General features: G+C 35.3%; 20 protein-coding genes, 2 tRNA genes and 6 rRNA genes (1 of these 28 cut by a window edge). 22 read left to right on the forward strand and 6 right to left on the reverse strand.

Translation table 11 applies throughout. The annotated features are described in order from the left end of the window. The 3 genes from A7L45_RS00545 to rrf (A7L45_RS00555) form a co-directional block, all read left to right on the forward strand. Window positions 1–379: ribosomal RNA gene (locus A7L45_RS00545) — 16S ribosomal RNA — on the forward strand (it extends 1135 nt beyond the left edge of the window). 299 nt (window positions 380–678) lie between these two features. Next, window positions 679–3617, forward strand: a 23S ribosomal RNA gene (locus A7L45_RS00550). A 58-nt stretch (window positions 3618–3675) separates the two neighbouring features. Continuing rightward, window positions 3676–3792: ribosomal RNA gene (rrf, locus tag A7L45_RS00555) — 5S ribosomal RNA — on the forward strand. A 61-nt stretch (window positions 3793–3853) separates the two neighbouring features. Here rrf (A7L45_RS00555) and A7L45_RS00560 read toward each other — a convergent pair. Continuing rightward, on the reverse strand, window positions 3854–4591 hold the full coding sequence (locus A7L45_RS00560) for an NAD-dependent protein deacylase (protein ID WP_071610966.1): 738 nt from the start codon (window positions 4589–4591) through the stop codon (window positions 3854–3856). A 474-nt stretch (window positions 4592–5065) separates the two neighbouring features. Here A7L45_RS00560 and A7L45_RS00565 point away from each other — a divergent pair. The 6 genes from A7L45_RS00565 to A7L45_RS00590 all read left to right on the forward strand — a co-directional run bounded on the left by A7L45_RS00565 (window position 5066) and on the right by A7L45_RS00590 (window position 11041). Next, window positions 5066–6579 (forward strand): 16S ribosomal RNA (locus tag A7L45_RS00565). Between the two features lie 335 nt (window positions 6580–6914). Continuing rightward, window positions 6915–9853, forward strand: a 23S ribosomal RNA gene (locus A7L45_RS00570). A gap of 73 nt (window positions 9854–9926) precedes the next feature. Beyond that, window positions 9927–10043: ribosomal RNA gene (gene rrf / locus A7L45_RS00575) — 5S ribosomal RNA — on the forward strand. Together the 16S, 23S and 5S rRNA genes with 2 tRNA genes alongside form the textbook arrangement of a ribosomal RNA operon. 5 nt (window positions 10044–10048) lie before the next feature. After that, window positions 10049–10124, forward strand: a tRNA-Phe gene (locus A7L45_RS00580). Window positions 10125–10130: 6 nt separating this feature from the next. After that, window positions 10131–10205, forward strand: a tRNA-Cys gene (locus A7L45_RS00585). Window positions 10206–10546: 341 nt separating this feature from the next. Then, window positions 10547–11041, forward strand: coding sequence for a hypothetical protein (locus tag A7L45_RS00590; protein ID WP_151554045.1), 495 nt, complete (start codon window positions 10547–10549; stop codon window positions 11039–11041). A 91-nt stretch (window positions 11042–11132) separates the two neighbouring features. On the opposite strand, the gene A7L45_RS00595 is transcribed toward A7L45_RS00590, so the two are convergent. Next, on the reverse strand, window positions 11133–12260 hold the full coding sequence (locus tag A7L45_RS00595) for a zinc-binding metallopeptidase family protein (RefSeq protein WP_071610967.1): 1128 nt from the start codon (window positions 12258–12260) through the stop codon (window positions 11133–11135). A 379-nt stretch (window positions 12261–12639) separates the two neighbouring features. Here A7L45_RS00595 and A7L45_RS00600 point away from each other — a divergent pair, with 379 nt between their 5' ends. From A7L45_RS00600 to A7L45_RS00640, 9 genes are all read left to right on the forward strand, one after another. Next, window positions 12640–12852 carry a sigma factor G inhibitor Gin gene (locus A7L45_RS00600; protein ID WP_071610968.1) on the forward strand — a complete coding sequence of 71 codons (213 nt, stop codon included), beginning with the start codon at window positions 12640–12642 and terminating at the stop codon, window positions 12850–12852. Then, a complete protein-coding gene (locus tag A7L45_RS00605; protein ID WP_071610969.1) occupies window positions 12831–14276 on the forward strand; it encodes an aminotransferase class I/II-fold pyridoxal phosphate-dependent enzyme in 1446 nt (481 codons plus the stop codon). The genes A7L45_RS00600 and A7L45_RS00605 overlap by 22 nt, the downstream gene beginning before the upstream one ends. Window positions 14277–14314: 38 nt before the next feature. Further along, entirely contained in the window at window positions 14315–14935 is a 621-nt protein-coding gene (tmk, locus tag A7L45_RS00610) for a dTMP kinase (protein ID WP_071610970.1), read from the forward strand. A 15-nt stretch (window positions 14936–14950) separates the two neighbouring features. Next, window positions 14951–15280: a cyclic-di-AMP receptor gene (locus A7L45_RS00615; RefSeq protein ID WP_071610971.1), complete on the forward strand. Its 330-nt coding sequence runs from the start codon at window positions 14951–14953 to the stop codon at window positions 15278–15280. 57 nt (window positions 15281–15337) lie between these two features. Further along, a complete protein-coding gene (locus A7L45_RS00620) occupies window positions 15338–16282 on the forward strand; it encodes a DNA polymerase III subunit delta' (RefSeq protein WP_071610972.1) in 945 nt (314 codons plus the stop codon). A gap of 133 nt (window positions 16283–16415) precedes the next feature. After that, window positions 16416–17327, forward strand: coding sequence for a PSP1 domain-containing protein (locus A7L45_RS00625; RefSeq protein WP_071610973.1), 912 nt, complete (start codon window positions 16416–16418; stop codon window positions 17325–17327). Between the two features lie 11 nt (window positions 17328–17338). Next, on the forward strand, window positions 17339–17542 hold the full coding sequence (locus tag A7L45_RS00630; RefSeq protein ID WP_071610974.1) for a heavy-metal-associated domain-containing protein: 204 nt from the start codon (window positions 17339–17341) through the stop codon (window positions 17540–17542). A 135-nt stretch (window positions 17543–17677) separates the two neighbouring features. Beyond that, a complete protein-coding gene (locus A7L45_RS00635) occupies window positions 17678–17938 on the forward strand; it encodes a YkuS family protein (protein WP_071610975.1) in 261 nt (86 codons plus the stop codon). 210 nt (window positions 17939–18148) lie between these two features. Then, window positions 18149–18808 (forward strand): LysM peptidoglycan-binding domain-containing protein, encoded by a 660-nt coding sequence (locus tag A7L45_RS00640; protein WP_071610976.1) that lies wholly within the window; start codon window positions 18149–18151, stop codon window positions 18806–18808. 102 nt (window positions 18809–18910) lie between these two features. On the opposite strand, the gene A7L45_RS00645 is transcribed toward A7L45_RS00640, so the two are convergent. Further along, window positions 18911–19567 carry a type II toxin-antitoxin system VapC family toxin gene (locus A7L45_RS00645; protein ID WP_071610977.1) on the reverse strand — a complete coding sequence of 219 codons (657 nt, stop codon included), beginning with the start codon at window positions 19565–19567 and terminating at the stop codon, window positions 18911–18913. A gap of 228 nt (window positions 19568–19795) precedes the next feature. Between A7L45_RS00645 and A7L45_RS00650 the strand changes: the two genes are divergently transcribed. The 4 genes from A7L45_RS00650 (at window position 19796) to A7L45_RS00665 (ending at window position 23565) form a co-directional block, all read left to right on the forward strand. Further along, window positions 19796–20539, forward strand: coding sequence for a tRNA1(Val) (adenine(37)-N6)-methyltransferase (locus A7L45_RS00650; RefSeq protein ID WP_071610978.1), 744 nt, complete (start codon window positions 19796–19798; stop codon window positions 20537–20539). Between the two features lie 29 nt (window positions 20540–20568). Then, complete coding sequence (rsmI, locus tag A7L45_RS00655) at window positions 20569–21411, forward strand: 16S rRNA (cytidine(1402)-2'-O)-methyltransferase (protein WP_071610979.1); 843 nt, start codon at window positions 20569–20571, stop codon at window positions 21409–21411. Window positions 21412–21608: 197 nt separating this feature from the next. Further along, complete coding sequence (locus A7L45_RS00660) at window positions 21609–22712, forward strand: C40 family peptidase (RefSeq protein ID WP_071610980.1); 1104 nt, start codon at window positions 21609–21611, stop codon at window positions 22710–22712. Between the two features lie 646 nt (window positions 22713–23358). Beyond that, window positions 23359–23565: a hypothetical protein gene (locus A7L45_RS00665; protein WP_071610981.1), complete on the forward strand. Its 207-nt coding sequence runs from the start codon at window positions 23359–23361 to the stop codon at window positions 23563–23565. A 151-nt stretch (window positions 23566–23716) separates the two neighbouring features. Here the strand turns inward: A7L45_RS00665 and ispF are convergent, their stop codons facing one another. The 3 genes from ispF to A7L45_RS00680 form a co-directional block, all read right to left on the reverse strand. After that, window positions 23717–24184 carry a 2-C-methyl-D-erythritol 2,4-cyclodiphosphate synthase gene (gene ispF, locus A7L45_RS00670; protein WP_071610982.1) on the reverse strand — a complete coding sequence of 156 codons (468 nt, stop codon included), beginning with the start codon at window positions 24182–24184 and terminating at the stop codon, window positions 23717–23719. 1025 nt (window positions 24185–25209) lie between these two features. Further along, complete coding sequence (gene rluF, locus A7L45_RS00675) at window positions 25210–25995, reverse strand: 23S rRNA pseudouridine(2604) synthase RluF (protein ID WP_084647310.1); 786 nt, start codon at window positions 25993–25995, stop codon at window positions 25210–25212. A gap of 58 nt (window positions 25996–26053) precedes the next feature. Then, on the reverse strand, window positions 26054–26626 hold the full coding sequence (locus tag A7L45_RS00680) for an anti-sigma-I factor RsgI family protein (protein WP_071610983.1): 573 nt from the start codon (window positions 26624–26626) through the stop codon (window positions 26054–26056). Between the last annotated feature and the right edge of the window lie 121 nt (window positions 26627–26747).

Consider the following 26747-nt stretch of genomic DNA (forward strand, 5'->3'; position numbering starts at 1 on the left):
CGGGTTAACCGGGAGGAAGGTGGGGATGACGTCAAATCATCATGCCCCTTATGTCTAGGGCTACACACGTGCTACAATGGTGAGTACAAAGAGATGCAAGACCGCAAGGTGGAGCCAAACTCAAAAACTCATCCCAGTTCGGATTGTAGGCTGCAACTCGCCTACATGAAGCCGGAGTTGCTAGTAATCGCGAATCAGCATGTCGCGGTGAATACGTTCCCGGGCCTTGTACACACCGCCCGTCACACCATGAGAGTTGGTAACACCCGAAGTCCGTGAGGTAACCGTAAGGAGCCAGCGGCCGAAGGTGGGATCGATGATTGGGGTGAAGTCGTAACAAGGTAGCCGTAGGAGAACCTGCGGCTGGATCACCTCCTTTCTAGGGAGTAGATGTATTGACTTCGGTCGATGCAATAGAAGAATTTAATTATTCTTCGAAATATCTATTGTAATTACTCGTTCCTATTTCTCTGTTTAATTTTGAGAGACTAATTATATTAACTCTTAGGAGCTAATTAATTAATAGTTTTTCTTAAAATGTTCTTTGAAAATTGCACAGTGTATAAAATTGTTTTAAAAAGATTTAGATCCACGAGAGTGGTTATAGGTTAATTTATTATGATTTCGCAAAATTAATATTAAGAAACAAAATAGTTTATGAAAATAAACAGAATCAAAGGTCAAGCTACAAAGGGCGCATGGCGAATGCCTTGGCACTAGGAGCCGAAGAAGGACGCGTTAAGCTGCGATAAGCTTTGGGTAGGCGCAAATAGCCTGTGATCCAAAGATTTCCGAATGGGGGAACCCACATAGTAACAACTATGTACTGCATACTGAATAAATAGGTATGCAGAGGTACACCCGGGGAACTGAAACATCTAAGTACCCGGAGGAAGAGAAAGAAATATCGATTTCCTAAGTAGCGGCGAGCGAAAGGGAAAGAGCCCAAACCTAAGTCTTTGACTTAGGGGTTGAGGATAGATCATAAATACTGTAATTCTTTAATTGAAGATAGCTGGAAAGCTGCTCCGCAGAAGGTAATAGGCCTGTAAATGAAAAGGAAGAACAGTCAGATCTAATCCAGAGTACCACGAGACACGTGAAACCTTGTGGGAAGCTGGGAGGACCACCTCCCAAGGCTAAATACTACCTAGTGACCGATAGTGAAGAAGTACCGTGAGGGAAAGGTGAAAAGAACCCCGGAAGGGGAGTGAAATAGAACCTGAAACCGTGTGCCTACAACCGGTCGAAGCACTTTTTATGTGTGACGGCGTGCTTTTTGTAGAACGAGCCAACGAGTTACGATATGTAGCAAGGTTAAGTACTTAAGGTACGGAGCCGAAGGGAAACCGAGTCTGAATAGGGCGTTCTAGTTGCATGTCGTAGACCCGAAACCGGGTGACCTATCCATGGCCAGGATGAAGCGGAAGTAAAATTCCGTGGAGGTCCGAACCACGTTGGTGTTGAAAAACCATGGGATGAGCTGTGGATAGCGGAGAAATTCCAATCGAACTCGGAGATAGCTGGTTCTCCTCGAAATAGCTTTAGGGCTAGCGTCGATTAATTGAGTAATGGAGGTAGAGCACTGAATGGGCTAGGGGCTGACAACAGTTACTGAACCCTATCAAACTCCGAATGCCATATACTTTTATTTCGGCAGTCAGACTGCGAATGATAAGATCCGTAGTCAAAAGGGAAACAGCCCAGACCATCAGCTAAGGTCCCAAAGTGTAAGTTAAGTGGAAAAGGATGTGGGATTTCTAAGACAACTAGGATGTTGGCTCAGAAGCAGCCACTCATTCAAAGAGTGCGTAATAGCTCACTAGTCAAGAGATCCTGCGCCGAAGATGTCCGGGGCTAAAACTTACCACCGAAGCTATGGGTTTACACAATTGTGTAAGCGGTAGAGGAGCTTTCTGTACTGGCTGAAGTCATACCGTAAGGAGTGGTGGACGGTACAGAAGTGAGAATGTTGGCATGAGTAGCGAGAGTTAAGTGAGAATCTTAACGGTCGAAAACCTAAGGTTTCCTGAGGAAGGCTCGTCCTCTCAGGGTTAGTCGGGACCTAAGCCGAGGCCGAAAGGCGTAGGTGATGGACAATCGGTTGATATTCCGATACCACCAATGGACGTTATTAGAAATGGGATGACGCAGGAGGATAAGATGTGCACACTATTGGATGTGTGTCTAAGCATTTAGGCGGAGCAAGCAGGCAAATCCGTTTGCTCTTAACGCTGAGATGTAATGGGGAAGGCAATTTATTGCTGAAGTATCTGATTCCACGCTGCCAAGAAAAGTCTCTATCGAGGATATTGGTGCCCGTACCGCACACCGACACAGGTAGGTGAGGAGAGAATCCTAAGACCATCGGAAGAATTACTGTTAAGGAACTCGGCAAATTGACCCCGTAACTTCGGGAGAAGGGGTGCCTACGTAAGTAGGTCGCAGAGAATAGGCCCAAGCAACTGTTTAGCAAAAACACAGGTCTCTGCTAAAGCGAAAGCTGATGTATAGGGGCTGACGCCTGCCCGGTGCTGGAAGGTTAAGGGGATTAGTTAGCTGAGAGCTTGCTCTTGGCGAGGCTATGAACTTAAGCCCCAGTAAACGGCGGCCGTAACTATAACGGTCCTAAGGTAGCGAAATTCCTTGTCGGGTAAGTTCCGACCCGCACGAATGGCGTAATGATTTGGGCACTGTCTCAACAGTACATCCGGCGAAATTGTAGTTCCAGTGAAGATGCTGGATACCCGCGATTGGACGGAAAGACCCCGTAGAGCTTTACTGTAGCTTAGCATTGAATTTCGGTATTGTCTGTACAGGATAGGTGGGAGACTACGATACATGGGCGTCAGCCTGTGTGGAGTCATCCTTGGGATACCACCCTGACAGTACTGAGGTTCTAACTGGAGGCCATGAATCTGGTCACAGGACATTGTTAGGTGGGCAGTTTGACTGGGGCGGTCGCCTCCGAAAGAGTAACGGAGGCGCCCAAAGGTTCCCTCAGCGCGGTTGGAAATCGCGCGAAGAGTGCAAAGGCAGAAGGGAGCCTGACTGCGACACTTACAAGTGGAGCAGGGACGAAAGTCGGGCTTAGTGATCCGGTGGTACCTCGTGGGAGGGCCATCGCTCAACGGATAAAAGCTACCTCGGGGATAACAGGCTGATCTCCCCCAAGAGTCCACATCGACGGGGAGGTTTGGCACCTCGATGTCGGCTCGTCGCATCCTGGGGCTGAAGTAGGTCCCAAGGGTTGGGCTGTTCGCCCATTAAAGCGGCACGCGAGCTGGGTTCAGAACGTCGTGAGACAGTTCGGTCCCTATCCGTCGCGGGCGTAGGAAATTTGAAGGGAGCTGTCCTTAGTACGAGAGGACCGGGATGGACAAACCTCTGGTGCACCAGTTGTCACGCCAGTGGCATCGCTGGGTAGCTATGTTTGGAAGGGATAAACGCTGAAAGCATCTAAGCGTGAAGCCCACCCTAAGATGAGATTTCCCATTGTCCACACGTAAGTGTGGTGCAAGTAAGACTCCTGGAAGACCACCAGGTTGATAGGTTAGAGGTGTAAGCATGGTAACATGTTCAGCTGACTAATACTAATAAGTCGAGGGCTTGACCAAGATATAATAATAAAATGCGAAAACACTGTGCAATTTTCAGAGAATATTTATATTCTCATCTGGTGATTATGGCCTGAAGGTAACACCCGTTCCCATACCGAACACGAAGGTTAAGCTTCAATGCGCCGATGGTACTGCAGGGGTGACCTTGTGGAAGAGTAGGTTGTCGCCAGGTTGCAAAAAAACACTAAGTATAACTTAGTGTTTTTTTTACGTTGAAATATAAATTACTCCTTTTAAATAAAGGAGGCACAAACAGTACTCAAAACTTTGCCTATATTGTCGTTAATTACTAAATTGGCTTGATTGTCATACTGGGTTGGAGATTTGTTGATGAGAATTAAATTATTTCCATTGAAATATTTAATTAGGTTTGCTGCTGGATATACTACAAGAGATGTACCACCTACAATTAATGTATCAGCGATACTTATTGCCTTAATGGAACTTTCTAAGATATCCATATCTAACCCTTCTTCATAAAGAACTACATCGGGTTTGACAATACCACCACAACTATCACATATTGGAACTATGGATTTGCTAGCTAATATATAATTTAAACTAAAAGATTTGTTGCATTTCATACAAGAATTTCTGTGTATAGATCCATGAAGCTCATAAACATTTTTTGAGCCTGCCATTTGGTGTAATCCATCAATGTTTTGAGTGATTATAGCTTTTAATTTATTTTTATTTTCAAGCTCTGCTAATGTAATATGGGCAGCATTCGGTACTGCATTAGTAAAAATCATATTAGTTTTATAAAATTTAAAAAAGTCTTCGGTATGATTTATAAAAAAAGAATGACTCAAAATAACTTCAGGAGAAAATTTCAAGTCATTTTTTACATTATATAGACCTTTTGCGGAACGGAAATCAGGAATGGAACTTTCTGTTGATACACCTGCACCTCCGAAAAAAACTATATTAGTACTGTTTTTTACAATTGTTTCTAATGATTTGTAACACATAACATCAACCCCTTATATATATTATAACAGTTAAGCGATTAGTAGTTGTTAAATTAAATATAATAGTATGGTTCAATATTAATTAATATAGGACAAGAAACAATATACTTATCCTAGTGTATCAACATGAGGTATTGGAGGATTAATAGTGAATAGTGGAGAAAAATGAGGATAATTTAGATATATGAACTATAATTTTAATATACAATAATGCCGTTATGATAGAATATTCCTTGTCGTCGTAAGTAAGTGACGATATTGAATATGAAGTTAAATTGGTCTTTGAAAATTAAACAGAGAAATAGGTAAAGAAATGAAATAATATTTTATTTTAACCAGTCAATTACTTTAGTAAAAGTAATATTTAGTCGTAAGACTAAAAGTATGTAATGAGCTTGCGTACCAACGTAATGTTGGTAACCAACTTAACAGTTGGCGCAGATTAATTATTTCAACTAAAAAAGTGTAAACTTTTAAATTGAGAGTTTGATCCTGGCTCAGGACGAACGCTGGCGGCGTGCCTAACACATGCAAGTCGAGCGATGCGATCCTTCGGGGTCAATTAGCGGCGGACGGGTGAGTAACACGTGGGTAACCTGCCTCAAAGAGGGGAATAGCCTCCCGAAAGGGAGATTAATACCGCATAATATGTTTTGATCGCATGATCTTAACATCAAAGGAATTTTTCGGAATTTCACTTTGAGATGGACCCGCGGCGCATTAGCTAGTTGGTGAGGTAAAGGCCCACCAAGGCAACGATGCGTAGCCGACCTGAGAGGGTGATCGGCCACATTGGAACTGAGACACGGTCCAGACTCCTACGGGAGGCAGCAGTGGGGAATATTGCGCAATGGGGGAAACCCTGACGCAGCAACGCCGCGTGAATGATGAAGGCCTTCGGGTTGTAAAGTTCTGTCTTCTGGGACGATAATGACGGTACCAGAGGAGGAAGCCACGGCTAACTACGTGCCAGCAGCCGCGGTAATACGTAGGTGGCAAGCGTTGTCCGGATTTACTGGGCGTAAAGGATGCGTAGGCGGACATTTAAGTCAGATGTGAAATACCCGAGCTTAACTTGGGTGCTGCATTTGAAACTGGGTGTCTAGAGTGCAGGAGAGGTAAGTGGAATTCCTAGTGTAGCGGTGAAATGCGTAGAGATTAGGAAGAACACCAGTGGCGAAGGCGACTTACTGGACTGTAACTGACGCTGAGGCATGAAAGCGTGGGGAGCAAACAGGATTAGATACCCTGGTAGTCCACGCCGTAAACGATGAATACTAGGTGTCGGGGGTCGAACCTCGGTGCCGCCGTTAACACATTAAGTATTCCGCCTGGGGAGTACGATCGCAAGATTAAAACTCAAAGGAATTGACGGGGGCCCGCACAAGCAGCGGAGCATGTGGTTTAATTCGAAGCAACGCGAAGAACCTTACCTAGACTTGACATCCCTTGCATAACTCAGAGATGAGTGAAGTCCTTCGGGACAAGGTGACAGGTGGTGCATGGTTGTCGTCAGCTCGTGTCGTGAGATGTTGGGTTAAGTCCCGCAACGAGCGCAACCCTTATCATTAGTTGCTACCATTAAGTTGAGCACTCTAGTGAGACTGCCCGGGTTAACCGGGAGGAAGGTGGGGATGACGTCAAATCATCATGCCCCTTATGTCTAGGGCTACACACGTGCTACAATGGTGAGTACAAAGAGATGCAAGACCGCAAGGTGGAGCCAAACTCAAAAACTCATCCCAGTTCGGATTGTAGGCTGCAACTCGCCTACATGAAGCCGGAGTTGCTAGTAATCGCGAATCAGCATGTCGCGGTGAATACGTTCCCGGGCCTTGTACACACCGCCCGTCACACCATGAGAGTTGGTAACACCCGAAGTCCGTGAGGTAACCGTAAGGAGCCAGCGGCCGAAGGTGGGATCGATGATTGGGGTGAAGTCGTAACAAGGTAGCCGTAGGAGAACCTGCGGCTGGATCACCTCCTTTCTAGGGAGTAGATGTATTGACTTCGGTCGATGCAATAGAAGAATTTAATTATTCTTCAAAATATCTATTGTAATTACTCGTTCCTATTTCTCTGTTTAATTTTGAGAGACTAATTATATTAACTCTTAGGAGTTAATTAATTGATAGTTTTTCTTAAAATGTTCTTTGAAAATTGCACAGTGTATAAAGTTATTTTAAAAAGATTTAGATCCACCTTGCGTATTGTAAAATACGAGTAAGTGGTTATAAGTTGATTTATTATGATTTCGCAAAATTAATATTAAGAAACAAAACGTTTATGAAAATAGACGCGTCTAGTAATAGACGAAATCATAGGTCAAGCTACAAAGGGCGCATGGCGAATGCCTTGGCACTAGGAGCCGAAGAAGGACGCGTTAAGCTGCGATAAGCTTTGGGTAGGCGCAAATAGCCTGTGATCCAAAGATTTCCGAATGGGGGAACCCACATAGTAACAACTATGTACTGCATACTGAATAAATAGGTATGCAGAGGTACACCCGGGGAACTGAAACATCTAAGTACCCGGAGGAAGAGAAAGAAATATCGATTTCCTAAGTAGCGGCGAGCGAAAGGGAAAGAGCCCAAACCTAAGTCTTTGACTTAGGGGTTGAGGATAGATCATAAATACTGCAATTCTTTAATTGAAGATAGCTGGAAAGCTGCTCCGCAGAAGGTAATAGGCCTGTAAATGAAAAGGAAGAACAGTCAGATCTAATCCAGAGTACCACGAGACACGTGAAACCTTGTGGGAAGCTGGGAGGACCACCTCCCAAGGCTAAATACTACCTAGTGACCGATAGTGAAGAAGTACCGTGAGGGAAAGGTGAAAAGAACCCCGGAAGGGGAGTGAAATAGAACCTGAAACCGTGTGCCTACAACCGGTCGAAGCACTTTTTATGTGTGACGGCGTGCTTTTTGTAGAACGAGCCAACGAGTTACGATATGTAGCAAGGTTAAGTACTTAAGGTACGGAGCCGAAGGGAAACCGAGTCTGAATAGGGCGTTCTAGTTGCATGTCGTAGACCCGAAACCGGGTGACCTATCCATGGCCAGGATGAAGCGGAAGTAAAATTCCGTGGAGGTCCGAACCACGTTGGTGTTGAAAAACCATGGGATGAGCTGTGGATAGCGGAGAAATTCCAATCGAACTCGGAGATAGCTGGTTCTCCTCGAAATAGCTTTAGGGCTAGCGTCGATTAATTGAGTAATGGAGGTAGAGCACTGAATGGGCTAGGGGCTGACAACAGTTACTGAACCCTATCAAACTCCGAATGCCATATACTTTTATTTCGGCAGTCAGACTGCGAATGATAAGATCCGTAGTCAAAAGGGAAACAGCCCAGACCATCAGCTAAGGTCCCAAAGTGTAAGTTAAGTGGAAAAGGATGTGGGATTTCTAAGACAACTAGGATGTTGGCTCAGAAGCAGCCACTCATTCAAAGAGTGCGTAATAGCTCACTAGTCAAGAGATCCTGCGCCGAAGATGTCCGGGGCTAAAACTTACCACCGAAGCTATGGGTTTGCACAATTGTGTAAGCGGTAGAGGAGCTTTCTGTACTGGCTGAAGTCATACCGTAAGGAGTGGTGGACGGTACAGAAGTGAGAATGTTGGCATGAGTAGCGAGAGTTAAGTGAGAATCTTAACGGTCGAAAACCTAAGGTTTCCTGAGGAAGGCTCGTCCTCTCAGGGTTAGTCGGGACCTAAGCCGAGGCCGAAAGGCGTAGGTGATGGACAATCGGTTGATATTCCGATACCACCAATGGACGTTATTAGAAATGGGATGACGCAGGAGGATAAGATGTGCACACTATTGGATGTGTGTCTAAGCATTTAGGCGGAGCAAGCAGGCAAATCCGTTTGCTCTTAACGCTGAGATGTAATGGGGAAGGCAATTTATTGCTGAAGTATCTGATTCCACGCTGCCAAGAAAAGTCTCTATCGAGGATATTGGTGCCCGTACCGCACACCGACACAGGTAGGTGAGGAGAGAATCCTAAGACCATCGGAAGAATTACTGTTAAGGAACTCGGCAAATTGACCCCGTAACTTCGGGAGAAGGGGTGCCTACGTAAGTAGGTCGCAGAGAATAGGCCCAAGCAACTGTTTAGCAAAAACACAGGTCTCTGCTAAAGCGAAAGCTGATGTATAGGGGCTGACGCCTGCCCGGTGCTGGAAGGTTAAGGGGATTAGTTAGCTGAGAGCTTGCTCTTGGCGAGGCTATGAACTTAAGCCCCAGTAAACGGCGGCCGTAACTATAACGGTCCTAAGGTAGCGAAATTCCTTGTCGGGTAAGTTCCGACCCGCACGAATGGCGTAATGATTTGGGCACTGTCTCAACAGTACATCCGGCGAAATTGTAGTTCCAGTGAAGATGCTGGATACCCGCGATTGGACGGAAAGACCCCGTAGAGCTTTACTGTAGCTTAGCATTGAATTTCGGTATTGTCTGTACAGGATAGGTGGGAGACTACGATACATGGGCGTCAGCCTGTGTGGAGTCATCCTTGGGATACCACCCTGACAGTACTGAGGTTCTAACTGGAGGCCATGAATCTGGTCACAGGACATTGTTAGGTGGGCAGTTTGACTGGGGCGGTCGCCTCCGAAAGAGTAACGGAGGCGCCCAAAGGTTCCCTCAGCGCGGTTGGAAATCGCGCGAAGAGTGCAAAGGCAGAAGGGAGCCTGACTGCGACACTTACAAGTGGAGCAGGGACGAAAGTCGGGCTTAGTGATCCGGTGGTACCTCGTGGGAGGGCCATCGCTCAACGGATAAAAGCTACCTCGGGGATAACAGGCTGATCTCCCCCAAGAGTCCACATCGACGGGGAGGTTTGGCACCTCGATGTCGGCTCGTCGCATCCTGGGGCTGAAGTAGGTCCCAAGGGTTGGGCTGTTCGCCCATTAAAGCGGCACGCGAGCTGGGTTCAGAACGTCGTGAGACAGTTCGGTCCCTATCCGTCGCGGGCGTAGGAAATTTGAAGGGAGCTGTCCTTAGTACGAGAGGACCGGGATGGACAAACCTCTGGTGCACCAGTTGTCACGCCAGTGGCATCGCTGGGTAGCTATGTTTGGAAGGGATAAACGCTGAAAGCATCTAAGCGTGAAGCCCACCCTAAGATGAGATTTCCCATTGTCCACACGTAAGTGTGGTGCAAGTAAGACTCCTGGAAGACCACCAGGTTGATAGGTTAGAGGTGTAAGCATGGTAACATGTTCAGCTGACTAATACTAATAAGTCGAGGGCTTGACCAAGATAACATAAGTAACAATTAATATTAATAATGCGATAATACTGTGCAATTTTGAGAGAATATTTATATTCTCATCTGGTGATTATGGCCTGAAGGTAACACCCGTTCCCATACCGAACACGAAGGTTAAGCTTCAATGCGCCGATGGTACTGCAGGGGTGACCTTGTGGAAGAGTAGGTTGTCGCCAGGTTACATGGCTAAATAGCTCAGTCGGTAGAGCAGAGGACTGAAAATCCTCGTGTCCCTGGTTCGATTCCGGGTTTAGCCACCAAGTTATGGCGCTATAGCCAAGCGGTAAGGTCAAGGTCTGCAAAACCTTTATTCCCCGGTTCAAATCCGGGTGGCGCCTCCAAAACACTTTGTATATAATACAAGGTGTTTTATTTATTTGTAACAACAAATGAAAGAGAGTTGTTTATTTTTTTAAGTATAGGTCACGTAGCTTATTATACATAGACAATTAAAATATACATTTTAATTACTAAAAGCTAGTAATTAAGAGGAAAACTTAAAAATACCTATGTTGATGTGTATAAGTTGATATAAATTGTATAAATGCCTTTATATTGCGGTATATACAGTATAGAGAACTTAGTACAAGTAGATTATTATATGAAATGCTAGTATAATCACATATGTTGGGAAGGAAACTGTATATGCATGATTTTTTTAATAAATCTAGGGGGTCTGGGTTTGATGTATAAAGAAATGGTTCAGAGAAAGAAGTTGCCAGCGTTGGTATCGCTGTTTATTACATTAATTATATTTATATGCTTATCAGACTTATTACCTAAGGTGAGTATAGGAAGCATAAATATTAAAACATTGGTAACTTTGGTTTTTAATATAATAATGATCGCTCTTTGTTATATGGAGTTTTTAAAGTGTAAGGTTAGATATAAGTATTTAATTGTAGCAGATCAACTTATTATTCATAGAATAAGAGGTCAAGAGGTCATAATACGAGAAGATATTAAGTTGAAAAATATAGAGTACATTGGTAAGTGTAGTAACTATAGTTCAGATATCCATATAAGTAGTAGCAAAAGGTATATATGTTCTACATTTATTCGAAGTAAATTTTGTTGCGTATATAAAGCAGGAAACAAGTTCAAAAAGTTTTATTTTGAACCTAGTGATGGTCTTATGAACAAAATAAGATTACTAAAAGAAAAAGCAGTATTTTAATGAGAAATATAATATACATAAAAAAGAAGTATAATTTGAAATTAATTATACTTCTTTTTTTGTCGTGAGATATTTATAAAATGGTTTTATATTATTTCAACTCAATAGTAATTTCTCTTAATAAATCTTGTTTCTCAATGATATCAAGGCCTGTAATGGCAAGAGCGTTAGCTGCTTTTATGATATTATTTTTACAAAATTCGGTTTGTGTTTCTAAAGCAAAAGAAGGGGATGGGCAATTTATTAGTTTATTCTCCGTAATAGATATTGATGGGTATATACATGGTGTTATATGGCTTATAGCACCTATACCTAATCCATAAGAACTATTTTTGCAACAAGCAATATTAATAATGCCAGATTCTTTTAGGTTGTGGGCAAGTAATCTTGATAAAGACTTATTAGTTAAAAGTTCCTGCGAAGGCAATTCAAATAGACTTATATCTTCTGGTATACTCATTATTTGAGATAATGAATGAATAAGTTCTATAATTTTTTTCTTAAAAATTTCAGCTTCATTTATGGTAGTAGCTTTAATATAAAACTTGGCCTCAGATTGTAAAAAAGAATTATTACTAGGGGAGACGTTGTTTATAGATATATTGTCAATAAAACAGTTAGTAGTTAATCCTTTTAGCAAGTGGTTTAATGAATTAAATACAAATAAATAGGATTCTAAGGATGAATTATTATTATTATTATTACTATTGTATTTAAGCTTAATTGGAAGTATAGCCATAGATGTACCACTTTCTGCATTAGTTATATCACAATGAGGTGCAATTATAATATCTATATCTTCAAAACACTTTTCTTTCATTATAGTTAATTCTGCTCCATTATAATATTCACCAGGGCATCCTAGTACAATTACACTCCCACTACTTTTAGAAACCACTTTTGATAAACCTAATGCTGAGGCGACGGAGATACTAGCATTAACGTTATTACCAAAAACATGACCTGATTTCTCAGTGGCTGTGTATTTGCATATATAACATATTTTAGGATGACCAATGCCGAATTGCGCATAAAAAGCAGTAGGGATATTACAGTAGTTTTCTTTCACATTAAAACCATGAGTTTTTAACATGTTTATTATGTAAGCGGAACCTTTATATTCTTTATAATTTGTTTCTGGATTATTATAAAGGTAGTTTGACAAATTGTATATATCATCCTTTATACTATCTATATAACTTATAATTTCTTGTTTCATAGATTGTTCTCCTCCCAAAATATTATGATTATTAATATGATTAGTATAACCAAGTTACATAAATATATTGATAATAACAAATAAAATAATTAAGGTAAATAAAAATAAGTATTAAATTAATTATGTAGAACAGACGATTATACGGACTTATTATTCATTTTAAGAAACTTAAGGTCAAATAGTAAATTTAAATAGCTGGTTATGGCATAAAATGTAGATAAATATATTTTAAATAATTATGTGGACAAAATAAGAAACTGCACCTAGTTGAATAAAATATATTATAGAGGCCAAACTTTGGGTAGTTTTAACGTAATTTAATAATGGTTTATCTGATTTATAGAAAATGATTTGGGGTAGAGAGGTTAAGGAGGGAATTATGCAAAAAGAAAAGTGTATTATATGTAGAAAGCCTCTAAATGGTGGTATAATAATAAATGGAAGAGGAATTTGCAACAATTGCGAAGGAAGAATTATAAAAGCAAAGCCTAATACCGATTTCTATGAATATTACAAGAACTGTATAAGAAAGACTTTAGTACAGTTTATACCAAGAGGAGTGACTAAGGATTGTCAAGATTACCACTTGTAGATGGAGTGTTAACATATATAAAAGAAAAAAATGTTCCCTTTTGTATGCCAGGCCACAAAGGAGGTCTTGGTTTTTTAAAAACTGCGAAAGGTAGAGAACTTTATGAAAATTTTATTAAAGGAGATATTACTGAAGTTGATGGATTAGATAACCTTCATCATGCAGAAGGAATAATAAAAGAATCTCAACAATTATTGAGTAGCTATTATGGTAGTATAAAATCTTATTTTTTAGTTAATGGTAGTACTAGTGGAAATTTTACTATGGTTTTTTCCACATTCAATGAGGGTGATAAGATTATTGTAGAGAGAAATTGTCATAGATCAATTTTTAACGCAATAATTATGAGAAAGTTAAAACCAGTATATATTAAAAACAAAATTAATTCAAAATATGATGTTCCTTTTCCTTTTGATAAGGAATCTTTTCTTTATTTAATTCACGAAAACAAAGATGCCAAAGGAATCATTATCACATATCCAAATTATTACGGCATATGCCTTGATTTGCCATATATTATTGCTACAGCTAAAAAATACAATATTAAAGTATTGGTAGACGCTGCTCATGGTGCACATTTTGGTGCTAATAAGTTATTACCTGAAAATCCTTTGAAGATGGGAGCTAATATGGTAGTTATGAGTGCACATAAAACTCTACCTAGTTTAACGCAAACAGCCTTTTTACATGTAGGTGAGGATATAGATATAAGTAAGGTCGATTTTTATGTAAGTGCGTTTTTAAGTACAAGTCCATCTTACATGTTTTTATGCTCCATGGATTATGCAAGGTTTTATATTGAGGAGTATGGTGAAAATGATTATGAAGAGTTAATTAAAATATGCAAGTTTAATAGAGTTAAAATTAATAAATTGGATAAATTCCACATACTAGGCCAGGAAGATTTAGAGGATGTATCAGGAAATTCAATTAAATATATTAATAAGTATACACTGGATTTAACTAGATATATATTAAATGTGCCTAAAGGTTATAGTGGTCATAAATTGTTAGAATATTTAAGGATAAACAAAATACAAGCTGAAATGAGTGACAGCAGGAATGTAGTTTTAATATTTTCACCTTTTACTAAGCAGCAAGATTTTGAAAAACTTTACTTAGCTCTTAAAGATTGTGATATGGAATCTCTAAAGGAGCAATATGTGCAGATAATAGATTATGATATCCCATCACAAAGCATGTTTCCCTATGAAGTAATGTTTAGGGAGAAAACTATAGTAGAGTTAAAGAATTCGGAGGGCGAAATATGCGCAGAGGCAATAGTTCCATATCCACCAGGTATACCAATCGTAATGCCTGGGGAAAGACTAGATGAGTACAATATAGCGATGATAATATATTATTTGAAGTATAATGTAACGGTACTTGGAGTTAATGATGGTAAAGTTGCAATAGTAAAATAAACTTTAATGTTATATATACATATGATGGAGGAGATCGAATGGGAAGAGGGCGTATGATAGTACTAGAAGGCCCAGATGGTTCAGGAAAAACTACACAGATAGAATTATTAGAAAAACATTTACAAAAATCTGGATATGAAGTAGTAAGAGTCAGGGAACCTGGAGGCACGGGAATTAGTGAAAAAATAAGAGAAATAATATTAGATAACGATAATTGTAAAATGAGTTATATGTGTGAAGCATTACTTTATGCAGCATCTCGCGCACAATTAGTAAATGAGGTTATAAAGCCAGCACTAGAAAAGGGTAAAATAGTCATATGTGATCGTTTTGTTTATTCTTCAATGGTATATCAAGGCATTGGTCGAGGCCTTGGCATGGAGAGAATAAAGAGTATTAATGAGGTAGCGCTAGATGGTCTTAAGCCTGATTTAACGTTTATGATTGCAATTCCTTACGAGGAAGGGTTAAATAGGAAAAAAAAGCAAGGTAATTTAGATCGCTTAGAAAATAGTGGGAATGAATTTCATAAAAAAGTTTTTGAAGGTTACATGGATATTTGTATAAAATATGATAAAATAGAAGTACTAGATGGTAATAGAAGTGTAGAAGAAATACAAAAGGATATAATAAATACAATCAAAATAATAAAATTATAAAAGGGGTGGGATTATATGAAATTAGTTATTGCAATTGTACAAGACGATGATGCGAACGATTTAATTGAAGAAATAACAGATAAGGGTTTTAGAGTTACAAAACTCGCGACTACTGGAGGATTTCTAAAATCAGGAAATACAACATTACTAATAGGTGTTGAAAAAGAAAAAGTGGATGAAGTTTTAGCTATTATCGAGGAAGTATGTAAGGAAAGAAAGCAAATAATATCATCACCATCACCTGTAGCTGGATCAACAGGAGTCTATATGCCATTTCCTATTGAAGTAGACGTAGGTGGAGCAAATGTATTTGTAGTTGATGTAGATAAGTATATAAAGGTATAACTAATTGGAAGCAAGTATATATAAATTTATACTTGCTTCTATGCATGGAGGACTAAAATGAGTTTTATGGATATAATAGGACATAGTAATATAAAAAATCAAATAACTAAGGCGATACAATTGGATAAATTATCGCATGCTCATATTTTAGTTGGAGAAGATGGTATAGGCAAAAGCATACTGGCAAGAAATATAGGGCTTATGATTTTAGGTGAAAATGAAGATAGGCAGTATGTTGATTTGGTGGAATGGCAAATTGATAAAAACAAGAGCACAATAGGTGTTAGTTCCATAAGAACCTTAATTGAAGAGATTAATAAAAAACCTTTTGAAGGAGATAAGAAAGTTATAATTATTTATCACGCTCACAAAATGACAGTGCAGGCACAAAATGCTTTTTTAAAAACAATTGAAGAACCACCTAAAAATGTGACTATACTCTTATTGTGTGAAAATCTTGAAGTCATATTGGATACAATAAAATCAAGATGTCAGATACATAAGCTAAAGAATTTAAATATAGATGAGATGAAAGAGTTTTTAAGCAAAAATTATTCTGATTTATTAATGGATCAAATAAAAGTGATTTTAGCTTTTAGTGATGGAATACCAGGAAAGGCTGAAAAGTTTATTAAAGATAATAATTTCAAGGATATAAGAGATATTACCTTGGAAATATTACTTAAGTTAAATAGCGCTAAAACTGAGGAACTGATTAAATATGAAAAGAAATTATCCAATCAAAAAGACGATTTTTACGAAATATTAACTGCATTTCTTTCGTATATTAGGGATACTATAATATATAAGGAAGTTGAAGAAGAAAATTTAATTATTAATATAGATAAACTACTAGCTATAAAAGAGTTAGCTAATATATTTTCATTTAACAAGTTAAATGGTATTATAAATATAATCAATGATACTAGAGAGAACTTAGATAGAAACGTTAACCCAGCGTTAGCGTTTGAAGTAATGTTACTTAAAATGCAGGAGGGTTAACGACATTTCAGAAGGAAAGGTCTATCACTTATATAGGTGGGAGATACCTACCTTAGCAAAAATGAAACTTTAGTGGTAGTTAAATCTCCTTTCTGAAGTCGTTAATATGCAGCTGCGAAGGAGATGATTTAACATGGTTACAGTAATAGGAGTACGATTTAAAAAAGCTGGTAAAATATATTATTTTAGTCCAAATGATATAGAGATTAAAAAGGAAGATAGAGTTATTGTTGAAACTGTAAGAGGAATAGAATTTGGGGAATGTGTTATTGGCATAAAAGAGATTAAGGAAGATGATATAGTATCTCCTCTTAAATGTGTTATTAGAAAAGCCACAGATGCGGATGCAGAAAAGGATTTGGATAATAAAAGGAAAGAAAAGGAAGCATATGAAATATGCTTAGAGAAGATACATAAACATGAACTTGATATGAAACTTATAGATGTAGAGTATACTTTTGATAATAATAAAGTTATATTTTACTTTACGGCAGATGGACGTGTGGATTTTCGTGAACTCGTAAAGGATTTAGCTGCAGTGTTTAGAACAAGGATAGAACTTAGACAAATAGGAGTTAGGGATGAAGCGAAAATGGTTGGTGGTCTTGGACCATGTGGTAGACCTATGTGTTGTTCGACTTTTCTTGGTGAATTTGCACCAGTATCAATAAAAATGGCTAAAGAACAAAATTTATCATTAAATCCTACAAAAATTTCAGGTATTTGTGGCAGGCTTATGTGTTGTTTAAATTATGAGCAGGATACTTATGAAAAAATAAGAAAAACTTTACCTACAGTAGGGTCTGTAGTAGATACGCCTTTTGGGAGAGCGGATGTTATTGGCAATAGTGTTGTAAAAGAATCAGTCAAAATCAAGATAAAACTTAATGGTAGTGATGAAGAAATTGTCGAGGTTAAAATTGAAGATTTAACATTAGTTACTGGGAGATACGAAGATGCTGTAAATGATGAAGATATTAAATTAGAACTTGCTAAAAGTGGAGAAGATTTATATATTATAAAGGAATTAATAAAAGACAATTAGGAGGAGGGAAGATGAAGTCAGTTATAAAAGTTTGTAATATGAATACTTCAGAAGATATTAGTAATGTTAATTTAGCAATATCAAATAATCAAGGTGTAATTGCTTGTCAAATAAATATTCAAAGTAAGCAAGTAGAAATAATATATGATGATTATTTTATAACAGCGGATAATTTAATTGAATCTATCGAAGAGGCTGGCTATGCAGTTGTATAAAAAAGCAGAGAGAGAAATTTTCTCTGCTTTTTTATTGTTTTTTGATCGTTAAAATATAAGTAAGGACATTTGAATATGCTTTTCAAAATTGGAGATAATAATTTAAGTAAAGAATTTCAAAGGGAGGAGTAAAACATGAAGAAAATAGCAGTACAAGAGGGATTGAAACCAATTAAAGAGTATTTAAGTAATGAAGGTTATGTTGTCAAAGAATTTGATAATAGTAAAAAGAATGCAGGTCATTTCTTAGATAGATATGATGTTGTTATTGTAACAGGTGAGAATCAAGGGATAATGGGAGACCAGGAAACTATAACATCTACTCCAATTATTAATGCAAGTGGTATGACAGGGGAAGAAGTTAGGGAGCAAATAGATAAAAGTAGTAAAAAATAGAATTTAAAGTTGTAATATATAAAGGCTGTTAACTTAAAAAGTTAACAGCCTAAAGTTTTGTACTATATCGTATTTATAATATATGAGCAAATTTGAAAATAGTATAATTATCAACAATAATAAGAGTTATAACATGTATGAAACCTTTAAATTATGTCAATGATTATAAATATAGTTAATTAACAAATAAATAGTAAAGGGGTTTTAAATATGAGAATGAAAAAAGGAATAATTAGTATATCTACCGTTGCTGTATTGATTTTAGTAGTATTTCTTGCAGTAAGATATGTAGGAGGTCGAGAACACGTTGCCAAGGTAAATGCAGCGGATGCCACTACCACAGATGCTACCACAGTGCAAAATGATAACTCAACTTCTGTAGTCAATACCAATAAAACGACAAATGAAAATACCTTAGAAACAGATACTAATAAAATGGATGTTGCTTATATAAATGATAAAACTAATGTTGGAATTTATACTGTTAAAAAGAATGATACAGTGTTTAGTATTGCTAAAACCTATATGCCTAGTCAGGATAAAAGTAAAATAGTTGAATTTATTAGAAATAGAAATAACATGGGTGAATCTTATAAAATTTCAGAGGGTCAGAAGATAGTAATCCCATATGAAATAAAAGCAGATTCATCAAAATCGGATACATCAAAATCAGATACATCAAAATCTGTAGTTGCAGGAGGGAATACTACTGAATATGTTGTTAAAAAGCAGGATACATTAACTTCAATTGCCAAAAATAATATGCCTTCTTATAGTGTGAAAAAAGCGATTGGAATGCTAAAGGAAACAAATAAAATTGTAGATGAGAATTCAATAAAAGATGGTACACATATTTATATTCCTAAATAATAATCATAAGAAAGAAGTGTATTTTGAGATAATCAAATTTACACTTCTTTTTTTATAATAGTGTCAATTAATTAAAGCAGTTAATTAAAAAATTATTATTTATTAAATCTTAAGTATTTTCATTTCGCTACTTTCGGCAAAAATAAAATCACCATCTAAAGTAAGGAAGAAATCTATATTGTTGCGCTCCGCAGTGGCTATGTGAAAAGCATCATTTACTGATAATAAGCTATCACACATAAACTTTTTAACTAAGAAAATGCATTCTTCAGAAATATTTAGATACTTTATATTTATAATTTTTTCTAATTCTGAAATTATTTCTACAGATTTACTGTAATAGATATTAAGTAAATTTCTTTTCATAGAATTTTTAGAAATATTATCAAAATACCTTTTATATGGAATATGAATAAGTCTGTCTTTTTTCTTTTCTTTTAATATTTTTGTATCATGCCGGCTGAAGCTATTTGTAATAGATCTAATATTATCCATTGAGTTATACGGTCTAACATTATTTATTTTGCATTGAATGTCACTAATAAACAATTTATAAAGTATTTTATTCATGACCTCAGCTGTTATAATACTAGTAGTGTAAAAAACAGATCCCCCCTCTGAAAGTTGTTTTAAGCATGATAAACAATCGCTATGCTTAATATCGTCATCATAAATTAAGCTGATTAAGAAAGATGCATCTAATAACACAGAGTTTTTATTGAAAACTATATTTTTAAATGGATATAATATTAATTGCATTTTTAACCTCATTAAAATCAATTATTCTATACTAATATATATATTCAACAATGATTACTAATAGTAGTTTAATAATTAATTACATATTTATTAAATGAAAATATATATTTAATAATTAAAAAAAATAATAAAGTGTGTATTCTCTTGATTTAGCAATAAAAAGTGAGGTATACTTCTTTTGTTGTGATGTATAAAATAAACGCAAATTTTATAGAAAGGAGATACATAATGGAGTTTTTAAGAACGGATGAAACTTTAGATGATCTTCAACTAAAAGGCATTCACGTTATTCAAAAAAAACACGCTTTTCGATTTGGAGTGGATGCAGTACTGCTTGCTAATTTTGTGAAAGTAAGAAAAAATGCTAAAGTTGTTGATTTATGCACTGGTACGGGCATAATACCTTTTATATTAGCAGGTAAAACTACCGCAAGCAATATAATTGGGGTGGAAATTCAAGAAGAGTTTGTTGATATGGCAAATAGGTCCATAGAATATAACAATTTAGAAGATAAAATTAAATTTATAAATGGAGACTTAAAAGATATAGAACTTATTAAGGGCATTGATAAGGTAGACATTGTTACAGTTAATCCACCTTATAAACTTCAAAACTCGGGCTTAATAAGCTTAAATGATAAGGACGCTATAGCAAGACATGAAATTTGTTGTACATTAGAAGATGTAATTATTGCATGTAGAATTCTCCTAAAGGATAATGGAAGAATGTATATGGTGCATAGACCTGATAGATTAGCTGATATCTTGTGCACTATGAGGAAGCATAGAATTGAGCCTAAACGTATAAGAATGGTGCACCCAAGTGTAAATAAGGCACCTAATATTGTCCTTGTCGAGGGTCAGAGGGATGGTGGGGCATTTTTAAAGTGGGACCCTCCTCTTTATGTTCATGTAGAAGATGGTGGATATACCGAGGAAATTAAAAATATGTATAATTCAGATAGAAAATAATGTAAATACTACAGAGAAGGGTGATAAGTATGGCAGGGAAATTATATTTAGTTCCAACTCCAATAGGAAATTTAAAGGATATTACACTTAGAGCATTAGAAGTTCTTGAAAGTGTGGATATAATAGCAGCAGAAGACACGAGGCAAAGTTTAAAACTTTTAAATCATTTTAATATAAAAAAAATACTTATAAGTTATCATAAGTTTAATGAGTTAGGGAAAAGCGAGGATATAATTAGGCAAGTAAAAGAAGGTAAAAATATAGCTATTATTAGTGATGCAGGAACACCCGGAATATCAGATCCCGGAAGTGTTATAGTTTCAAAGTGTATAGAGCAAAACATAGAATTTGTGGTATTACCTGGAGCTACTGCAATTACTACTGCACTTGTATATTCTGGCCTTGACACTACAAAATTTATTTTTAGAGGATTCCTACCTAGGGAGAATAAAGAAAGAAAACCTATTATTGACGATTTAATAAATAGGAGTGAGACTTTAATTTTTTATGAGGCACCTCACAGACTTTTAAGTACTTTAGAATTTCTATATGAGAATATTGGAAATAGAAAGATATCAATGTGTAGGGAGCTCACAAAACTATATGAAGAGATAATAAGACTAACACTAGAACAAGCAATAGAATATTATAAACAGAATTCTCCAAGAGGAGAATATGTATTAGTAATTGAAGGTAAGAGTAAGGAAGCTATAGATAAAGATGAAAGGGCTAAATGGGATTCGCTAACTATAGAAGAGCATATACAAAAATATATGGATGACGGAATAAATAAAAAAGATGCAATGAAGTTAGTTGCAAAGGATAGAAACCTGCCTAAATCTGAAATATATAAACATTCTTTAAAATTATGAAAATGTGACATAACAATATGTAAATAAATGTATAATAATAGTCATATAATTGAAAAACAAATAAAATTTACAGTATAATCTATGTTTTCGCTGAAGATTATGATAAAATAATGGTACAATGTAACCGTTGATTAAAAAAAAATTTTAAAAAACCAATAAATTGTAAAAAAACATAATATTACATAGGGGGGATTAAGTTGCGTAAAAGAATAATATCATTGATAGTGACAATTGGCGTTGTAGCTACAATAAGCATGCAGGTAATGGCAAATCCATTATCAGATAAACTTAGTAATCAAAAAAGTCAGTTAGAAAGCCAAAAAAACGCATACAAGAAAGCTCAAAGTAACATTCAAAGTATAGAAGCATCAATTGAAAAACTAGATTCAAACATAGAAAAGATGTATACACAAGTTGATAAAACAAAGGTTAAAGTAGGGGAAACCCAGAAACAAATAGTGAAGACAACAAATGATATACAAGTTGCACAGTCTAATATTGAAAAAGAACAAGATTTATTTAATGAGAGAATGCGAAGCATGTATATGAATGGTGCGGGTAGCTATGTGGAAGTTTTATTAGACTCTGATGGAATTGGGGATTTTATTTCAAGAGCTGAAACTGTTAAAAAAATTGTTGAGTATGATAATAGTATTGTAACAGTGTTAACAGCTAAAAAGAGTAAGGTTGAAAACCAAAAGCGAGCACTTGAAACTCAGAAAACAAAGCTATTAGTGTTAAAAGCTGATAATGAAGCAAAACTCGCAAAACTTAAAGATACTAAAAAAGATCAAAGCGTATTAATCTTGGAAGCTACAAAACAAGAAAAATTGTATTCTGGCAAGGTTAATGATGGACAAGCTACAGTAGATGCTACTATGAAACAAATACAACAAATGAAAGATAACCTTCCTAATTACACTGTATCTAGAGGAGGATCATCATCCTTTAGTTCAAATGCTGTAGTTGCATATGCAAGTAATTTTTTAGGTACGCCTTATGTTTGGGGCGCTAGTGGTCCTAAGTTTTTTGATTGCTCTGGATTTATGCAATATGTATATGGTCATTTCGGTGTTTCACTTAGTAGAACTACTTATACACAAATAAATGAAGGTTCATATGTAGCTAGAGGAGATTTGCAACCGGGAGATTTAATTTTCTTTGGTACAGCATCAGATCCACACCATGTAGGAATGTATGTAGGTAATAACTCATATATTGAGGCACCACGTACTGGTGATGTAATCAAAATAACAGAATTGACAAGAGGAGATTATGTTACTGCCAGAAGAGTTAGGTAAAGCTTTATTTAGACAGGCTATTTAAATAGTCTGTTTTTTTTGTTAGTAATAAAATTTGATAAAGATTTAAAACAAGGAATCTTATCATGTTAAATTGAATTTGGTTAAAAATTCATTGAAATAATATAGAAAGCAAATAGCAGAAAAAGATAAATATTGAATGAAAAAAGAAGAAGTGACACTACTTACTACACACAAAAACTAACAGATTATGAACAGGCATTGGTAGACAATGTGGATAAAAATATGTCAGAATAACTTTTAATATGTATAAGCACTGAAATAAGGCTTTCGCATATAAATATAATTGTCCACAGCTTCTGTTGATTAAATGTTAAAAACTGTGGATAACTTATCCTAAATATTAAAAATATAGCTATTTGCAATATTATATTTAAAATAAATCATATTCTATAATGAGAATATTGTAATAAGATAGGGTATAATGTTTACAAAAGGAATAAATGATGCAGATGTTATATATACTGATCTTTGGGCTCAAAGAATTAATTTGTTAAAACCATTAGAAATGATGGATTTAAATTGAAGTTGATATTACATGAAAAATAAATAAAAAATTTAGCATAAACGTCTGTATATTATAATATTTATTTATAGTTGATAAATATTAAGGGGGTAGATATTTATGCTAAATAATATACCGAAATTTATTTATGACCTATGTGGAGAAAAAGTCGAGGTTATGGATTATTCAAAGGTTTTTTTTGAAAATAAGAACGAAGAGGGTTATGTACTACACGTAGAACAACATGATAGAGTTACATCTATAAGTGAATTTGAATTAGAAAGGAGAGAAGAGAAGTATTATTGCACGAGAAAATTGTTTAGTTAATTAAATTTTAATAACATAGATTAAATGGGATTAACACATATAGCTATGAAAGATAATCAAAATAAGGGCAATTCCCATAAGAATTGTCCTTATTTTGATTTAAAGATATTTTAGCGACTCAGGAGATGATTTAACACAAGATTATAAATAGCTATTTTAAAAGACATATAGCATTAGATGATATTCCTGCGCATTGACCAGTGAAACCGAGGCCTTCCTCCGTAGTAGCTTTAATATTAACCTTATCTATAGGCAAATTAAGGGCGGTCGCAATATTTTCTACCATATAGGGTATATGTGGTGCCATTTTAGGCTCTTGTGCTATTATTGTAGCATCAATATTTTCAATTATATAATTTTTATTTTTTATTAGGTTACAAACATTTGTAAGTAAAGAAATACTTGATATGCCTTTATATTTAGTGTCAGTGTCAGGAAAATGTTTTCCAATATCACCAAGTGCAGCAGCACCTAAGAGTGCATCCATAATTGCATGAACTAGAACATCTGCATCTGAATGACCAAGTAAACCAGTCTCGTGGGGTATAGTCACTCCACCGAGTATTAATTTTCTATCGTTAACCAATCTATGAACATCATATCCCATTCCTATTCTCAAGCGAATTACCTCTTTTCAATTTAATTTATAAAGATTTCAAATATATACTTATGTGCCTAATATACCATTTCACGAGATGGTAATCAAGAAATTTTATTAGGGAGATATATTGCAGCTCCACAGGAGAGGATTTAACCGTTTAGACATAGTAAATGCGAGTGATATTATAGATAATAAGTTATTAACATGTTATCAACAAAACTGTGGATAATGTGCATAACTTAATAATTAAATCTTGAATTATTTTATTAAATAAACAGATATTTACATATTATATTCCAATATATACATAATAACGACAAATAACGAATCATTAACATCAACTCCACAAGTTATACACAGAAATGCTGTGGATAATGTGTATAACTATTAAATAGTTCGTAATTTTTAACATATAATTACATATATTAAAAGAGATTGTGGATTAGTAAAACTTAATGTGTACAATCTGTGAGTCTAAATAAAAAAATAATAAATTTAAAATAATTAGTGAAATAAAAAGAAAATAATATAAATTAAATATAATATTATAACTATATGGGCTTATAATTAAATTGGTATAATATATAAGATATAAGATAAAATGTATTTATAAGTTTTACGGCAAAACGTGGCTATAACTAAAATACAATGTGTATAATATAAATTTAAAATGGAGTATAGCTGCGAAATAAGCACTACAGGCCTGAAACATGAAAATGATTACATAGTAGCCTATATTACGATTGAGATCATTAGAGCAGTAGGCAGTGAGTAGTAGCAATTTGAGATAAAGTTAAGGGATTTTACATGAATTTAAGGAGGATAAACAAGTAGTTATTTATAAGTTAAAAGCATAATTTTAAACAAATTTACAACTTAAATATAATAGTTATTATTAACTAAGAATAACAAGTTATCCACAAAATCTGTGTGCACAATGTTGATAACTTTAAAATAAAGCAAAAAACACACAAATTTGTGTGTTTTTCAAGTGTTTTTCAACATCAGAGGTGGTGATTTAATACAAAAACATATTGTGGTTTTTATTTAGAAGCATTTTCAGTTTTTATGGAGTCTGAAATTAGATTATTAATACCTATTAGTTCATTTTTAGATAGATATCTCCATCGCCCGGTAGGTAAATTATTTATAGAAACATTCATAATTCTAAGCCTCTCAAGTCTCATGACAGAGTAACCTAAATACTCACACATTCTTCGTATTTGACGGTTAAGTCCCTGCGTTAAAATTATTCTGAAAACATATTTGCTTTCTTTTTTTACTAAACATTTTTTAGTAGTAGTTTTGAGTATGGGGATACCATTTGCCATATTTTTTATGAAATCAGGAGATATTGGTTTATCTACAGTTACAATATACTCCTTTTCATGACTATTACCTGAACGTAAAATTTTATTTACAATGTCACCATCGTTAGTTAAAAATATAAGACCTTGAGAAGCCTTATCAAGTCGACCGATTGGAAAAATTCTTTTTGGATAATTTATGAAATCTATGATGTTTCCATTAATTTTATGCTCTGTAGTGCATGTTATTCCAACAGGTTTATTGAAAGCTAAATAAATGTGATCTTCTTTGTTTTTTAGTGGGCTACCATTTATTTTAATCTCATCAGTGTTACACACCTGGGTGCCCATTTCAGGTATTTCTCCATTTACTGTGACTTTACCTTTATCAATTAGCTTATCTGCTTCACGCCTAGAACAAAAACCTGTTTCACTTATGAATTTATTTAATCTAGTTTTTGAATCATTAGTTTCATAGTGATTAATAATATTTTTCTCTTTAACGCCTTGTATGATTTTCATTTCGCACCGCCCTTAGAAGTTATAATGTAAATATAAGATAAGTATCTTTAATGTTCATCTAATTAATTATAGGTTGTCCATTATCATTTATTAGAACTTTAAAATTATGCGTCTCTGCATATTTTTCAAACTCAGTTAAGTTTATTGGAGCTTTATTTGGATTGCCAGTAATAAATATAGTAATTTTAAAACCGTCATCTGCATGTGCCTTAGTTAAGTATTTTTGCTTAATAGATTCATCTAAAATTAAATGTAAGGACTGGTTAAGTGATGTATCTTTGAGATTTAGAAGTTGTTTTATTTTATAACCACCAGAGCTAATGCCCTCAACATTTGTAACATCATTTGAAGCATTTACATCCATTTTTAGAGAACAATTCATATTGACGATAACGGAGTAATTATATCTACTATTCATATATAATTGCCTTATTACAAATACTATTAATAAAGAACAAATAAGTGATAAGATGTATTTCCAAAGGGCAAAGGGTTTAACTATTTCACCTACATAAATTTCACCTAGTACAGGCTCAATTACATTTTTTTTGAGAGTTACAAATTCATTGTTTTTGGTAACGACATACACCTTATTTTTTTCAATATTAATTATTTTACCTGATTTTCGCATAGAGGCACCTCTTTCATAAGATAGTAAGCAGTTGTATTAAATGTTTAATAATGCTTGACATAAAGAGAGAAAGTTGTTACGTTCATTGTAGTTATGTATTAAATCAAGTCATAAATATTGT

The sequence above is a fragment of the Clostridium estertheticum subsp. estertheticum genome (assembly GCF_001877035.1).
GTDB classification, from domain to species: domain Bacteria; phylum Bacillota; class Clostridia; order Clostridiales; family Clostridiaceae; genus Clostridium_AD; species Clostridium_AD estertheticum.